General features: G+C 68.2%; 12 protein-coding genes. 5 read left to right on the forward strand and 7 right to left on the reverse strand.

What is annotated here, in order from left to right; translation table 11 throughout:
* Positions 1-35 precede the first annotated feature (35 nt).
* Both ppc and QMZ26_RS07605 read left to right on the forward strand, forming a co-directional pair.
* On the forward strand, positions 36-2,747 hold the full coding sequence (ppc, locus tag QMZ26_RS07600) for a phosphoenolpyruvate carboxylase (RefSeq protein ID WP_283221068.1): 2,712 nt from the start codon (positions 36-38) through the stop codon (positions 2,745-2,747).
* 190 nt (positions 2,748-2,937) lie between these two features.
* A complete protein-coding gene (locus QMZ26_RS07605) occupies positions 2,938-3,399 on the forward strand; it encodes a hypothetical protein (RefSeq protein ID WP_283221069.1) in 462 nt (153 codons plus the stop codon).
* Positions 3,400-3,483: 84 nt separating this feature from the next.
* Here the strand turns inward: QMZ26_RS07605 and QMZ26_RS07610 are convergent, their stop codons facing one another.
* From QMZ26_RS07610 to metK, 3 genes are all read right to left on the reverse strand, one after another.
* A complete protein-coding gene (locus QMZ26_RS07610) occupies positions 3,484-3,990 on the reverse strand; it encodes an acyl-CoA thioesterase (RefSeq protein ID WP_079220654.1) in 507 nt (168 codons plus the stop codon).
* A 60-nt stretch (positions 3,991-4,050) separates the two neighbouring features.
* Entirely contained in the window at positions 4,051-5,247 is a 1,197-nt protein-coding gene (locus QMZ26_RS07615) for a hypothetical protein (RefSeq protein WP_283221070.1), read from the reverse strand.
* A 202-nt stretch (positions 5,248-5,449) separates the two neighbouring features.
* Positions 5,450-6,661, reverse strand: coding sequence for a methionine adenosyltransferase (metK, locus tag QMZ26_RS07620; protein ID WP_079220656.1), 1,212 nt, complete (start codon positions 6,659-6,661; stop codon positions 5,450-5,452).
* A gap of 314 nt (positions 6,662-6,975) precedes the next feature.
* Between metK and QMZ26_RS07625 the strand changes: the two genes are divergently transcribed.
* The 3 genes from QMZ26_RS07625 (at position 6,976) to QMZ26_RS07635 (ending at position 10,784) form a co-directional block, all read left to right on the forward strand.
* Positions 6,976-8,685: a lysophospholipid acyltransferase family protein gene (locus QMZ26_RS07625; RefSeq protein WP_283221071.1), complete on the forward strand. Its 1,710-nt coding sequence runs from the start codon at positions 6,976-6,978 to the stop codon at positions 8,683-8,685.
* On the forward strand, positions 8,682-9,482 hold the full coding sequence (locus tag QMZ26_RS07630) for a UDP-2,3-diacylglucosamine diphosphatase (RefSeq protein ID WP_283221073.1): 801 nt from the start codon (positions 8,682-8,684) through the stop codon (positions 9,480-9,482). The genes QMZ26_RS07625 and QMZ26_RS07630 overlap by 4 nt, the downstream gene beginning before the upstream one ends.
* A 246-nt stretch (positions 9,483-9,728) precedes the next feature.
* Entirely contained in the window at positions 9,729-10,784 is a 1,056-nt protein-coding gene (locus QMZ26_RS07635; protein ID WP_283221074.1) for a metal-dependent hydrolase, read from the forward strand.
* Positions 10,785-10,809: 25 nt separating this feature from the next.
* Here the strand turns inward: QMZ26_RS07635 and QMZ26_RS07640 are convergent, their stop codons facing one another.
* The 4 genes from QMZ26_RS07640 to QMZ26_RS07655 form a co-directional block, all read right to left on the reverse strand.
* Complete coding sequence (locus tag QMZ26_RS07640; protein ID WP_108764083.1) at positions 10,810-11,637, reverse strand: class I SAM-dependent methyltransferase; 828 nt, start codon at positions 11,635-11,637, stop codon at positions 10,810-10,812.
* A gap of 175 nt (positions 11,638-11,812) precedes the next feature.
* Entirely contained in the window at positions 11,813-12,808 is a 996-nt protein-coding gene (gene dusB / locus QMZ26_RS07645) for a tRNA dihydrouridine synthase DusB (protein ID WP_283221075.1), read from the reverse strand.
* A 331-nt stretch (positions 12,809-13,139) separates the two neighbouring features.
* Complete coding sequence (locus tag QMZ26_RS07650; RefSeq protein WP_283221076.1) at positions 13,140-14,096, reverse strand: ribokinase; 957 nt, start codon at positions 14,094-14,096, stop codon at positions 13,140-13,142.
* Positions 14,097-14,121: 25 nt separating this feature from the next.
* On the reverse strand, positions 14,122-15,420 hold the full coding sequence (locus tag QMZ26_RS07655; protein WP_200733772.1) for a nucleoside transporter C-terminal domain-containing protein: 1,299 nt from the start codon (positions 15,418-15,420) through the stop codon (positions 14,122-14,124).
* Positions 15,421-15,423: the final 3 nt, after the last annotated feature.

Below are 15,423 nucleotides of genomic sequence, written 5' to 3' on the forward strand. Positions count from 1 at the left end.
GCGACGGATCATGCCCCGAGGTTCGTGCGTCGCCGATGAACGAGTACCGCAGCAGCATCGAATTCGCTTCCCCCGATCTTCCGCTTCGCGATGATGTGCGCCGCCTTGGTGCACTGGTCGGCGACCTGCTGGTCGAACAGGTTTCCGCCGCGTTCCTCGATGATGTCGAGGACGTGCGCACCCGCGCCATCGCGCGGCGCGAGAACCAGGCACCGCTGTCCGAGCTGGCCGATGGCCTGGCCGGGCGCACGCCGCAGCAGGCCGAAACCATGGTGCGTGCGTTCAGTACGTACTTCCAGGTGGTCAACATCGCCGAGCGCGTGCACCGCATCCGCCGCCGCCGTGATTACCAGCGTGCCGGCACTGCCGCGGCGCAGCCCGATGGCCTGCAGGATGCGCTGCAGCACCTGAAGGCGCAGGGCGTAGGCCTGGACGAGCTGGCGCAGTGGCTGCCGCGCATCGACATCGAACCGGTGTTCACCGCGCACCCCACCGAAGCGGTGCGCCGCGCGCTGCTGGAAAAAGAACAGTTGATGGTGGCCAGCCTGGTGGACAACCTGGATGGCCAGCGCACGCCGGGCGAGGCCGCTGCCGATGCCGCGCGTTTCCGCATGGCGCTCACCGCGTCGTGGCAGACCACCGATTCCTCGCCGGTGCGGCCCACGGTCGACGACGAACGCGAGCACGTTGGCTTCTACCTGGTGCAGGTGCTGTACCGGGTGATCCCGGTGCTGTACGAATCGCTGCAGCAGGCGCTGCGCGATACCTATGGCGAAGAACTGCCGCTGCCGCGCCTGCTGCGGTTCGGCACCTGGGTGGGCGGCGACATGGACGGCAATCCGAATGTGGATGCCCATACCATCCGCAATACGCTGGATGCACAGCGGCAGGCGGTACTGGGGCGCTACCAGAAGGAACTGCTGCAGCTGGCCAGCCTGCTCAGCCAGTCCACCGAACGGGTCGGCGTCAGTGATGCGCTGCAGGCACGCGTGGTGCATTACCAGCAGCTGCTGCCGCAGGTGCAGTCGCGGCCACGCCATGCGGACATGCCGTACCGCCTGCTCAACGACCGCATGCGTGCGCGCCTGCAGGCCACGCTGGATGATGGCGAAGGCGCCTACGCCGGTCCCGATGAACTGATCGAGGATCTGCAGCTGATCCTCGACAGCCTGCGCGCCAACCGTGGCGAACACGCCGGTGGCTTCGCGGTGCAGCGCCTGCTGTGGCGGGTGAAGACCTTCGGCTTCCACCTGGCGCGGCTGGACGTGCGCCAGGAATCGAGCGTGCATGCCCGTGCGCTGGCTGCGGTGCTGGGCGGCGATGACGCATGGCAGGCGCTGGATGCGCTGGGCCGTGCGCGCCTGCTGGGCCCGCATGCCAGCGGCGAAGCACCGCTGCCCAAGGGCGATAACGAGGGCAACCAGCGCCTGGATGCGGTGTTCGCGGCGCTGGCCGATGCACGCGCACGCCATGGCGGCGATGCATTGGGCAGCTACATCATTTCGATGGCGCACGATCGCGGCGACGTGCTGGCGGTGCTGGCACTGGCGCGACGCGGTGGCCTGGTCGATGCCGATGGCGGCGTACCGCTCGACATCGCGCCGCTGTTTGAAACCGTGGACGACCTCAAGCGTGGCACCGCCACCCTGCGTGATCTGCTGGAGGATCCGGTGTACCGCGCGCACCTGCGTGCACGCGATGACGTGCAGATGGTGATGCTGGGGTACTCGGACAGCAGCAAGGACGGCGGCATCGCCGCCTCGCGCTGGGGCCTGCAGCGTGCGCAGGTGGAACTGCTGGAGGTGGCCGCCGAGGCGGGCATCCGCCTGACGTTCTTCCATGGCCGTGGCGGTTCGATCAGCCGTGGCGGTGGCAAGACCACCCACGCCGTGGATGCATCGCCGCGCGGCAGCATCGATGGTCGCCTGCGGGTGACCGAGCAGGGCGAAGTGATTCACCGCAAGTACGGTATCCGCGCGCTGGCGCTGCGCTCGCTGGAACAGGCCACCGGCGCGGTGCTGCGCGCCAGCCTGCGCCCGCGTGCCCCCGAGCCGCGCGAGGACGACTGGCGGCCGGTGATGGATGCGGTGTCTGCGGCCAGCAGCGAGGTGTATCGCGCCTTCGTTGGGCAGCCCGGTTTCATGGACTACTTCCGCACGGCCACGCCGATCGATGTGATCGAGCGGATGACGCTGGGCTCGCGGCCATCGCGCCGGCTGGGCCAGGACGCGGCGCTGGGCAACCTGCGCGCGATCCCCTGGGTGTTCGCCTGGAGCCAGGCGCGTGCGGTCATTCCCGGCTGGTATGGCGTGGGCAGCGGCCTGCAGGCCGCAGTCGATGCCGGCCATGAACAGACGCTGCGCGCGATGGCGCGTGACTGGCCGTTCTTCCGCACCTTCCTCGACGACATCGCGATGGTGCTGTCGAAGGGCGATATCACCATTGCCGAACAGTTCTCGCAGTTGTCCGGCGACCTGCACGGGCGCTTCTTCCCGCAGGTGCAGCGTGAGCTCGAGCTGACCCGGCAGTGGCTGCTGGCGCTGATGGGCCAACAGACACTGCTGGATCATGACGCGCGGCTGGCGCTGTCGATCCGCCTGCGCAATCCCTACGTGGATCCGATCAGCGTGCTGCAGGTGGACCTGCTACAGCGCTGGCGGGCCAGCGGGCGCGAGGATGACGATCTGCTGCGCGCGCTGGTGGCGTGCGTGAACGGCGTTTCGCAGGGCGTGCAGAACACCGGCTGACCAACACCCGCCGGGCATGGCCCGGCGCTACCCAACCGCCAATTCACGGTAGCGCCGGGCCATGCCCGGCGAGCGCGAAAGGGTAGTGCCGGCCGCTGGCCGGCAACCTCATGATGTCTGTCAGCACGCGCGAGATTGCCGGCCAGCGGCCGACACTACCGCGATATCGGTTCCGTTATCCTCTCGCCCCATGAAGCATTCCTGGCGTATCACCAAGTACTGGCAGCGGATGCCCGAGGGCTACCTCTGCTCATCGCCTGAAGAGTGGACGGACTTCGGCGATGTCGGCAAGCGGGTGAGCCTCGAGGATTACCTCGTTGTCGAGGATGCCTATCTGGACGCTATCAGGCGTTTCTGCGTCGGTATCGGTGTCGAAGCACTGAGCATCCAGTCGCTTGAACGGCGTGACTCACGCGACTACCACGAGGGCCAGCCGCTGGATCTGGACGGCATCGAGCGGGTGGCCCGCGATGTGCTGCGCAACGTCATCTGGTGCAAGCTGGTGGGCGAGAGCGCCGAAGTTCACTTCGGGTACGACTACTACATGTTCGCGGTGTCGTCGGTGGACGCGTCGGCCGCACTCGCACAGGCCGATCCGCTATTGAACATCGAGCCTTTCCTGTCGCCCTATCTGCCCGAACAGCAAGGGTAGTGCCGGCCGCTGGCCGGCAACCTCATGACGTCTGGCACCACGCGCAAGCTTGCCGGCCAGCGGCCGGCACTACCGGTTTCGCGGTCAATCTTCCGGCGACGGCGGGTTCGAGGCCAGCAGTTCCAGGTGCCGCTGTTCCATTTCCTGCCGCAGCTGGCGGCGGATCTGCGCGGCGGCCTGCCGGCGTTTCTCATCCGAACTGGCCGGCTGCAGCGGCGGCACGGCCGTCGGCCGGCCTTCCTCGTCCACGGCCACCATGGTGAAGAAGCAGCTGTTGGCGTGGCGCACGCTGCGCTTGAGGATGTCCTCGGCCACCACCTTGATGCCGATCTCCATCGACGAGGTGCCGGTGTAGTTCACCGAGGCCAGGAAGGTGACCAGCTCGCCCACCGCGATGGGCTGGCGGAACATCACCTGGTCCACCGACAGGGTAACCACGTAGCTGCCCGCGTAGCGGCTGGCGCAGGCGTAGGCCACCTGGTCGAGCAGGCGCAGGATGGCGCCACCGTGGACCTTGCCGGAGAAATTGGCCATGTCCGGCGACATCAGCACGGTCATGGACAGCTGGTGGGTTTTCAGTTCGGTCGACATGCGCCGATTGTATCGGGCGCGGGCCGGGCGTGCCCGGCCGCGCCCATGGCACGGTGCGCGTCAGGCGGGCTGCACGCGCGTGCGCAGGGCCGCGTCGGGGAAGCCGCGGGTCAGGAAACGCGGCGGGTGGATGTGCCGGGTATCGGCTTCCAGCAGGTGGCCGAATTCGCGCATCGCCACGTGCCACTCCACCATCTGCGTATCGCTCTCTTCCACCACCAGCGCGATGAAGTCGGTCTGCGGCAGTGAGGTTTCCACGCCTTCGGACCAGCAGCCGATGGAGATATGGTTGCTGCCGTCGACGATGAAGTTGGCCACGAACACGTCGTGCGCGTGCAGCTCATGCACCTTGTCCAACTGTTCCTTCTGGGTGGCGTACAGCCCCGCGTGCAGCTGCAGGCGCAGGGCGCGCAGTGCCTGCTGCAGTGCTTCGCTGGCCGGGGTGAAGGGCTGCAGCTGGCCTTCCACGTAATGATGCATGTCGCCGCTGATCACCCGGCCATCGTCCATGGCCTCGCTGGCCTGGGCAATCATCGCCTGCTGCGCTTCTTCATCACGTTCACCGGCCACCAGCAGCACGTCGCGGGTCGGCATCATGAACACCGGCGGGCCTGCCAGGGGAAGGCGGTGCAGCAGTTCGGGCAGCAGCACGCGGCTGCTGTCATAGGCATCGCTCCAGGCGGAGCGGAACAGCCCCGGGGCGATCTCGATGAAGGGTGCATCGTCCAGTGCACGCAGGTTGTCGCGCGCGATCGCCAATGCCTGGTCCAGGGTGATGCCCCAGTCCTCGGGCAGGTCGCGGGTCTGGGTCGCGGTGTGCTGGTCGTAGTCCACGGCCAGCAGTTCCACGCATTCGCCGGTGAGCGGGCGGTACTGCAGGGACACCCGCGCGTCGAGGCCGTTTTCTTCCATCTCCTGCAGGATGATCCGGTCGAGCAGGTTGCGGTTGCGGATCACCGGGCGCAGCCGGTCGCGGATCTCGGCGAACGGCAGCGGTTCTTCGTCTGCCATGCCCAGGATGCTGGTGAAACGTTCCAGCACGTCGCGCTGGCGGCCGCGTTCCACGTCCAGGTAGGCCGAGTAGGCGTTGTGCAGGTTGAAGAACGAACCGCCGTCGTAGACGATGCGGAACTGATCGGCCTGGTAGTCCAGCGGCTTGTCAATGCCCAGCCGGCGCGCGGTCTGGATGACTTTCGCGGCAAATGCCTCGGGGGTGGGCTTGTCCTTGAACCAGCGGTCGAGCAGTCGGGAAATCATGCACTATCTTCCTTGATAGAGGGCTGCATGCTGGCGCTGCAGGGGCTGCTTTGCAAGATGGCTGGCGGGCTGCACTCCACAGGCCATGAAAAAGCCGGCCAGCGGCCGGCTCTACCAGGAAGCAGAAGGGCCGCTTGCGCGGCCCTTCTTCAACGTGAGCCGACTAACAGTCGGCTCTACCCGTCGGCTCTACCCGCACGCTTTACTTCAGCTTCGCATCGGCGCGCAGGGCGGCGGCGCGGTCGGTCTTCTCCCAGGAGAAGGCCGTGGCGTTGACGGTCTCGCCTTCGCCGTTGAGGTAGCTGAACTCCTTCGGCTTGCGGCCGAAGTGGCCGTAGGCCGCGGTCTGCTGGTACATCGGGTGGACCAGGTCCAGCATCTTGATGATGCCGTACGGGCGCAGGTCGAAGTGCTTGCGGATCAGCTTCTCGATCTTGTCGTCGCTGATCTTGCCGGTGCCGAAGGTGGTGACCGAGATCGAGGTCGGCTCAGCCACGCCGATGGCGTAGGAAACCTGCACTTCGCAACGGTCGGCCAGGCCGGCGGCAACCACGTTCTTGGCGACGTAGCGGGCAGCGTAGGCAGCCGAACGGTCGACCTTGGACGGGTCCTTACCGGAGAAGGCGCCACCACCGTGACGGGCCCAGCCGCCGTAGGTGTCGACGATGATCTTGCGGCCGGTCAGGCCGCAGTCGCCCACCGGGCCACCGATCTCGAACTTGCCGGTCGGGTTGATGTGGAACTTGGTGCCCTTGTGCAGCCACTTGGCCGGCAGCACCGGCTTGATGATCTCTTCGCGGACGGCCTCGATGAGGTCCTTCTGCTTGATGCCCGGGGCGTGCTGGGTGGACAGGACCACGGCGTCGATGGCCGAGACCACGCCGTTTTCATAGCGCAGGGTGACCTGGCTCTTGGCGTCCGGGCGCAGCCAGGACAGCGGCGAGTTGCGCTTCTTGCGGATCTTGGCCTGCTGTTCCACCAGGCGGTGCGACAGGTGGATCGCGGCCGGCATGAAGCTGTCGGTCTCGTTGGTGGCGTAGCCGAACATCAGGCCCTGGTCGCCAGCGCCCATTTCTTCCGGCTTCTTGCGGTCCACGCCCTGGGCGATGTGCGGCGACTGCTTGCCGATCAGGTTCAGCACGCCGCAGGTGGCGCCGTCGAAGCCGACGTCGGAGCTGTCGTAGCCGATGTCCGTGATGACCTTGCGGGTCAGCGCTTCCAGGTCGATCCAGGCGCTGGTGGTGATTTCACCGGCCACGATGGCAACACCGGTCTTGACCATGGTCTCGCAGGCCACGCGGGCGCGCTGGTCCTGGGTCAGGATCGCGTCCAGCACCGCATCGGAGATCTGGTCGGCAACCTTGTCCGGATGGCCTTCGGAGACCGACTCGGAGGTGAAGAGATAGCTGGACATCAGGCGGTATATCCCTTGATTCGGATGGAAAGATGGGCGCGCATCATACACGGGGTGCGCCGCCTGTGCATTGTGAACCCGTATGGGTTGCCGGTGGTTAAGGTGTTGTGCCCGCCGCGACAAGGCCTGGCGGGGCCCCGGGGCCCATGGTGCGCAGGCAGTGTTCCACTGGCGTGACCATTGGCGGGCGGTCTTCACGGCCTGGGCCCACCGGCCGGGGCCGTCATCGTTCTGCCGCCAAACCGCCATCTGCCTGCCGCGTGGCGGGCGCAGGCTCTCGGCCAATCCGGCCGCCGGGCATCAGTGAGCACGCCATGCAGGAACTCGAGCAGCGCTTGCAGCAACGTTTCCCCGATTGGTTCCGCGGCCGCCGCGGGCATCTGGCCCGGCCCCTGCTGCGCAGCGTGGGCCGCTGGTCGCGGCTGGACCGGGTGGAGGCCTTCCTGCAGCGCAGCGCGAATCTGCGCGGCTTCGACTTCGTCGCCGCCGGGCTGGAGTTCCTCGAAAGCGGCTACCAGGTCGATCCGCTGGACCTGTCCCGGATCCCGGCCAGCGGCCGCCTCCTGATCGTGGCCAACCATCCTTCCGGTGCGCTGGACGCGCTGGCCCTGCTGGACGCGGTCGGCCGGGTGCGGCGCGACGTGCGCATCGTGGCCAACGACCTGCTGGGCGCCATCGGCCCGCTGCAGGACCTGCTGCTGCCGGTGCGCATCCTCGGCGGCAAGGTCCAGCGTGGCAGCCTGCACGCGGTGGAACAGGCGCTGGACGCCGAGCAGTGCGTCATCGTGTTCCCGGCCGGCGAGGTGTCCCGGTTGTCGCTGCAGGGCATCCGCGATGGGCGCTGGCAGCGCGGCTTCGTGCGTTTCGCCCGCGCGGCCGCTGCACCGGTGCTGCCGGTGCGGGTGGAGGCACGCAACTCGGCGCTGTTCTACGGCGCCTCGACCCTGTTCAAGCCGGCCGGCACCGCCCTGCTGGCCCGTGAGATGTTTGCCCGCCGCGGGCGCCCGCTGCGCCTGCGCATCGGCCAGCCGATGCAGCTGGGCCAGGGCGACCCCGGCGCGCAGCTGCAGGCCGTGCGCCGGGCGCTGTATGCGCTGGGCCCGGCCGACAGCAGCGCCGACAGCGTGCCGGCCGGCCCCGAGCCGCTGGCCGCCCAGGTGCCGCCGGCGCAGGTGGCCGCCGATATCGCCAGGGCCACGGTGCTGGGCCAGACCGGCGACGGCAAGCAGATCCTGCTGGCCAGCTGCACGGCCGATTCGGCCCTGCTGCGTGAGCTGGGCCGGCTGCGCGAGCTGACCTTCCGCCAGGTGGGCGAGGGCACTGGCCGCAGCCGCGACCTGGACGACTACGACCTGCAGTACCAGCACATCGTGATCTGGGACGGCAGCGCACAGCGCATCGCCGGTGCCTACCGCATCATGCGCGGCGCGCAGGCACTGGCCCGCCGCGGCCTGGCCGGGCTCTACAGCGCCTCGCTGTTCCGCTATTCCGACGATGCCATCACCCGCATCGCCGAAGGCCTGGAACTGGGCCGCAGCTTCGTGGTGCCCGATTACTGGGGCAGCCGCAGCCTGGATTACCTGTGGCAGGGCATCGGCGCCTACCTGCAGTGCCAGCCGGGCATCCGCTACCTGTTCGGTGCGGTGTCGATCAGCGCCGCGCTGCCGCGTGAGGCGCGCGAGCAGCTGGTGGCGTATTACCAGCGCTACTACGGTGGTCGCAGCGGCCTGGTCGAATCCAACCAGCCGTTCCAGTACTTCGCCGCACCGCCCAGCTTCGGTGAACTCGATGCTGGCGCCGCCTTCGACGTGCTGAAGGCCAACCTGGCCGCGCTCGGCACCGGCGTGCCGACGCTGTACCGGCAGTACACCGACCTGTGCGAACCCGGTGGCGCGCGCTTCCTCGCGTTCGGCGTCGACCCGGATTTCAGCGATTCGATCGACGGCCTGATCGAAGTGGACCTGCAGGCGATCCGGCCGCACAAGCGCAAACGCTACCTGCGCGACGCGGGGATGCCGGCATGAGCGCGCTGGCGAACCTGTCGCCGTACCGGCGTGCAGTGTTCGTCTCCGATGTGCACCTCGGGTCGCGCCACTGCCACGCCGCCGAGCTGGCCACCTTCCTCGGCCAGCTGCGCTGCGAGCGCCTGTACCTGGTGGGCGACATCATCGACCTGTGGTGGATGGCGCACCGCCGCGCCAACTGGCGCGCCTCGCACAGCGAGGTCATCCAGGCGCTGCATGCACTGCGTCGCGCCGGCACCGAGATCATCTACATTCCCGGCAACCACGATGCCTCGCTGCGCCATGTCTGCGGGCTGATGCTGCCGGCGATGCAGGTACGCCGCCGTGCCATCCACGTGACGGCGGACGGGCGCCGGCTGCTGGTGGCGCACGGCGACGACTACGATGGCGTGACCCACTTCGGTGGCCTGCAGGAACGCTTCGGCGACTGGCTGTACTACCGCATCCTCACCGGAAACCAGGCGTTGAACGCGGTGCGGCGCCGGCTGGGCATGCGCTACTGGTCGCTGTCCGAGTTCCTGAAGAAGCGCAGCGGTGCCGCCGAGCGCTACATCGAACGCTTCGTCCAGGCCGGCCTGGAGGACGTGCGCCGGCGTGGGCTGGACGGCATCATCTGCGGCCACATCCATCGCGCGGCGCTGGTCGAGCGCGACGGCCTGGTCTATGCCAACGATGGCGACTGGGTGGAAAGCCTGACCGCCCTGGCCGAAGACCACGACGGCGCGCTGCGGCTGCTGGACCACCACGGCCAGACCCTGGTGGAACTGCCCGGCGCGCGCATGGCGCAGGCGGCGTAGCGCCTGCTTTCTGTAGAGCCGGGCCCATGCCCGGCTTGCTCTTGTAGAGTCGAGCGTTGCTCGACTGCTCTTTGGATGCCTCGCGCTGCGCACGGCAGTAGACTGACAGTCGACTCTACCGACGACCCTGCCGCGCTGCGCGCGCAAGCCGAGCGTGGGCTCGGCTCTACAGAAGCGCCCCTGACCGTCGACACTACCGGACAGGAATGGCGCACAAACGCCCGGCCGTCGCGCTAGCATCGGCCCATGGACTCGTTGACCCAGATCGTTCTCGGTGGTGCCGTCGCTGCCGCCATCGCTCCGCCTGGCCACCGCCGCGCGGCCCTGCTGGCCGGTGCCGCGCTCGGCACGCTGCCCGACCTCGATGCCCTGTGGCTGGGCTTCGCCGCGGCCGACCCGGTCGCCAACATGGTCGACCACCGCAGCTTCAGCCATTCGCTGCTGGTGCTGCCGTGGGTGGCGGCACTGATCTGGTGGCTGTTCAAGCGCTTCGGCAACGGCCGCGTGGCGCAGGCGCCGGTCCGCTGGTTCTGGGCCATCCAGCTGGCGCTGGTCACCCATCCACTGCTGGACGCGTTCACCGTCTACGGCACCCAGCTGTGGTGGCCGCTGCGGCCGCATCCGACGATGGGCTCCAGCGTCTTCATCATCGACCCGGCCTACACCGTGTGGCTGCTGCTGGGCTGCGTGGTGGCCTGGTTCGGGCGCGCGCGGCCGTGGGCGGGCAAGGTGCTCGGGGTATCGCTGCTGGTCAGCACCGCCTACCTGGGCTGGGGCCTGGTGGCCAAGGCACAGGTCGACCGCGCCGCGCAGCAGAGCCTGGCCGCCATGGGCCTGGGCGATGCACCGCGCTTCTCGGTGCCGATGCCGTTCAACACGCTGCTGTGGCGGGTGGTGGCGATGACCCCCAGTGGTTACGTGGTGGGTGACCGTTCGCTGGTGGCCGACCAGGGGCCGATGCGGTTTGAAGGCTACCCGTCCAACGTGCAGGCGCTGCGCGAAGCCTCTGCGATCCCGGCGGTGCAGCGGTTGCAATGGTTCAACCGCGGCTTCATGCGTGCGCAGGTGGTGGATGGCCAGCTGGTGCTGAGTGACCTGCGCATGGGCCTGGAACCGGACTACACCTTCAACTTCGCGGTGGCCGAGCAGGTGGACGGGCAGTGGCGGGCGATCGTGCCGCAGCAGCAGCGCATGGACTACAGCAGCCCTGCCGCACGCGCCGACGCCGGGCAGCGGTTGGCCGCGATGTGGCAGCGGATCTGGCAGGCGCCGCCGACAGCGACCCTGCACATCGATCCGTGAACCCGCGCCGCGCGCGGGCCGCGCCTCAATACACCGTCGCGCGGCCCTGCACGAACGAATAGAAGAACACCGCGTTCGGATCGTTCTGCACCAGGCGGAACTCGCGGCGCATCCCCTCCACGGTTTCCTCGTCCACGGCGCCGGCCTGCAGCAGCTGGTCGGCGGCCGACAGCAGCAGCTGTTCCCAGAACGCGATCATGGTCTTGCGGCGTGCCGGTTCGCGGTTGTCCAGGTGGATGGTCTTGATTTCGGTATGCACGTCGCGGAAGCCGCCGGCTAACAGCAGGTTGCCCAGCTTGGCGCCGACGAACGGGTCGCCACCGTGGTCGTGCTGGAAATCATTGAAGGCCATCCAGTAGCGCCAGATGTGCGGCGAGTACGGGTCCAGCAGGAACGAGGCGTTCATCACCTCGGTGATGTAGACCGGCGAACCCGGGGCCAGCACGCGGCGCACTTCGCTCAGCACGCGGGCAGGAGAGGGCACGTGTTCCAGCACCCAGCACAGGAACGCCGAATCGAAGCTGCGGGCCTCGAACGGCAGTTCGCCGGCATCGGCCTGCTGCAGGGTGTAGCGGTCGCTGCACCACGGGGTGCGCGCCAGGTTCTCGCGCGCGGTGGCCAACTGCGCCTCGCTCAGGTCCACGCCGGTCACGTGCAGCTCGGGGAAGCGGCGCAGCAGGATCTCGGTCTGCGCGCCGACGCCGCTGCCGACTTCCAGCAGGTGGCGCGCACCGGTGTAGTCGATCTGGCTGAAGATGCTCGATTCCAGCAGGCGTGCCTGGGTCATCAAGCGCTGCTGCTCGGTACCGGAAAAGCCGTGCAGGTAGGTCGGGGAAGAGATCGGCGGCGTCATGGTGGCGGACTCTTGGGGCGTCGAGCAGGATCGATGGGAAGGGTGCGTGGAGCCGAGCTTGCTCGACTGCTCGGGGAGGCCAGTCGAGCAAGCTCGACTCTACGGTGTGGAGCAGTCGAGCAAGCTCGACTCTACGGATCAAGGCAGTCGGGCAGGTTACGAGGTGGCCGGTCGGTCAGGCGGCCGAAGGCATCGCCGGTTCCCCGGCGATCAGGCGGTTGAAGTACTCGCTGGTCAGCGCGATCTGGCTGGCCGGGTCCTCGGCGCGGTTGACCACCGCGCGGAAGGCAGCGTTTTCCGGGCGGTCCTTGGCGTACCAGCCCAGGTGCTTGCGGGCGATGCGCACGCCCTGCGGTTCACCATAGAAGGCATGCAGCGCGTGCAGGTGGCCCAGCAGGATGTCGCGCACTTCCTGCAGCGACGGCGGCGGCAGTTCCTGGCCGGTGGCCAGGTAGTGCGCCACCTCGCGGAAGATCCACGGCCGGCCCTGCGCGGAACGGCCGATCATCACCGCGTCCACGCCGGTCTGCTGCAACACGTACGCGGCCTTCTGCGGCGAATCGATATCGCCGTTGGCGATGACCGGGATGCGCAGCGCGGCCTTGATCTCGCCGATCGTGGCGTACTCGGCCTGGCCGGTGTAATGCTGGTCGCGGGTCCGGCCGTGCACGGCCAGCGCGGCGATGCCGCTGTCCTCGGCGATGCGCGCGATCACCGGTCCGTTGCGGTGGTCGCAGTCCCAGCCGGTGCGGATCTTCAGCGTGACCGGTACGTCCACCGCGTTGACCACGGCTTCAAGGATGCGCGCCACCAGCTGCTCGTCGCGCATCAGTGCCGAACCGGCCCAGGCGTTGCACACCTTCTTGGCCGGGCAGCCCATGTTGATGTCGATGATCTGCGCGCCATGGTCGACGTTGTAGCGCGCGGCCTCGGCCAGCTGCTGCGGCTCGGTGCCGGCAATCTGCACGCTGATCGGCGCCGGCTCGCCCTCGTGGTCCATGCGGTGGATCGACTTGCGCGTGTTCCAGAAGCGCGGGTCGCTGATGGTCATTTCCGAGGCGGCCAGACCCGCACCCAGCCGTTTGCACAGCAGGCGGAAGGGCTTGTCGGTGACGCCGGCCATGGGCGCCAGCACGACGTTGGGGGCAATGGTGTACGGGCCGATCTGCATGCGCCCATTGTAGGCCGCAGGACCGGCCATCGCGCCGCCAGCGGCGGCCCTGTTCAGGCCAATCCGGACCGACCTCATGCCACACCGGCATCAGCAGATGCTTGATGGTCGGTTCCGCCGCCCCCACGGCCGGGTCATGGTGGGCGGCTGGGCCATGGGGGAAGGCCCATCCACGCATGGCGTGGATCTACTGGCCGGAGCCTCCATTCACGCATGGCGCGGCCCACGCACCCGGTAGATCCACGCCATGCGTGGATGGGGCCGTGTTGCCGGGTACAAAAAAGCCCGGGCATCTGCATGCCCGGGCTTCTCATCCACGCATGGCGTGGATCTACGCGTCGGCCGGGGTGAAGCGCGGCATCGCCGCAGCGGCGCCTTCCTTCTCGGTGGAACGGCCGGCGAACTGGTTGGCGAAACGCACGTGGCGGGCGAACGGCGCGTCCGGCACCTGGGCGATCGAGGCGGCCAGAGCGCCATTGAAGGCATCGCCGGCACCGGTGGTGTCGATCGCCTGTACCTGTTCGGCACCCACGCGGTAGTACGGCTGGGTGTCGCCACGCAGGTTCTCCTCGGCGTGCGAAACGAACACGCCCACCGCACCCAGGGTCACCACCACGGTGCCGTTGCCGACCAGCTTGCGGCACAGCGCGTGCAGGCTGGCGCCGTCCAGCGCGGCCACGTCGTCGGCATCCACGCGCTCACCGACATGGCGGCCGAGCAGGGAGGCGAACTCGGTCTCGTTCGGGGTCAGCACATCGGCCAGCTTCAGCAGGCCGATGCTGGACGGCGCGTCGGCCGGGGCGGCGTTCAGCACGGTGGTGACACCGGCTTCGCGCGCTGCTGCCAGGGCCGCTTCAATCGTCTGCACCGGCGATTCCAGCTGCACCAGCACCACCTTGGCACCGGCCAGCAGGGCCTGCTGCTGCTCCAGGAAGCCGGTGCTCAGCGCGGCGTTGGCGCCCGGGCCGATGACGATGGTGTTGCGGCCACGGGCATCGACGTAGATGCCGGCGGTGCCGGTCGGCTCGCTGCTGGCCTCGGCGATCAGCGCGAAGCCGTCCTGCGCGGCCAGGTCACGTGCCGTCGCGCCACCGGCGTCATCGCCCAGCGCGCACACGAACGTCGTCTCGGCGCCGGCGCGGCAGGCGGCCACGGCCTGGTTGAAGCCCTTGCCACCCGGGCCGGTGCTGTAGCGGCCGGCAATGGTCGCGCCCGGCGCCGGCAGCGCTTCGCACCGCCACACGTGATCGACATTGAAGGAACCGACGACAACGACACTGCTGCTCATAGGGGATGTCTTCTCAAACAAGGGTTCAACTGAAGTGCGTCAGCACGCCGGCGATGGTGGCCGTCATGAAGGTGGCAATGGTACCGCCCAGCACGGCACGCAGGCCGAACTTGGCCAGGTCGTGGCGACGTTCCGGGGCCAGGCCACCGATGCCGCCGATCTGGATGGCGATCGAGCTGAAGTTGGCGAAGCCGCACAGGGCGTAGGTCGCGATCAGGCGGCCTTCGTCGGACAGCGACACGCCAGCGACCTGGCCGTTCACGATCTGCGACAGCTCGGTATAGGCCACGAATTCGTTGATGACGACCTTCTGGCCGATCAGCGAACCGACGGTGGTGGCATCGGCCCACGGGGTGCCGATGACCCAGGCGATCGGGGCCAGCACGTAGCCGAAGATGGTCGACAGGTTGGTCGGCTTGCCGATGGCGGCGGCCAGGCCGGTGACATCACCGATCCAGGTCAGCGGGGCGTTCAGCAGGGCGATCAGGGCGATGAAGGCCAGCAGCATCGCGCCGATGTTCAGCGCCAGCTTCAGGCCGTCACCGGCGCCGGCCGCGGCCGCGTCGATGATGTTGCTGGAGGTCTTCTCCACTTCCATCTTCACCGTGCCGCGGGTGAGCGGGGTGCCGGTTTCCGGGATCAGCAGCTTGGCCACGACCAGGGTGGCCGGGGCCGCCATGATGCTGGCCGCCAGCAGGTGCTTGGCATAGAAGGCCTGCTGCACCGGGTCACCGCCGCCCAGCATGCCCACGTAGGCCGCCAGCACGCCGCCGGCGATGTGGGCCATGCCGCCGATCATCATGGTCAGCAGCTCGGACTGGGTCATCCTGGCGATGTACGGGCGCACGGTCAGCGGCGCCTCGGTCTGGCCGATGAAGACGCTGGCGCAGACGCTGGTGGTTTCCGCACCCGACACGCGCATCACCTTGGTGATCGACCACGCCATCACGCGGACGATGCCCTGCATGACGTTCAGGTGGTACATCACGCCCATCAGCGCCGAGAAGAAGATGATGGTCGGCAGCACCTGGAAGGCGAAGATGAAGCCGTAGTTCTGGGTGTCCATCAACGAGCCGAAGATGAAGCCCGAGCCCTCGTTGACGAAGCTGAGGATCTTGACGAAGCCCTTGCCCAGGGCATCGAACACGTCGCGCCCGCCGGGCACCAGGATCACCAGCGCCGCGAAGGCGATCTGCAGGGTGATGCCGGTGATGACCAGCTTCCAGTCCACCGCGCGCTTGTTATTGGAAAACAGCCAGGTGATGCCGATCAGCACCGCCAACCCGAAAAGGCCGAAGCCGATCCTGCCCAAACCTTCGACCATGAG

The sequence above is a fragment of the Stenotrophomonas sp. PFBMAA-4 genome, assembly GCF_030053215.1.
Classification (GTDB): domain Bacteria; phylum Pseudomonadota; class Gammaproteobacteria; order Xanthomonadales; family Xanthomonadaceae; genus Stenotrophomonas.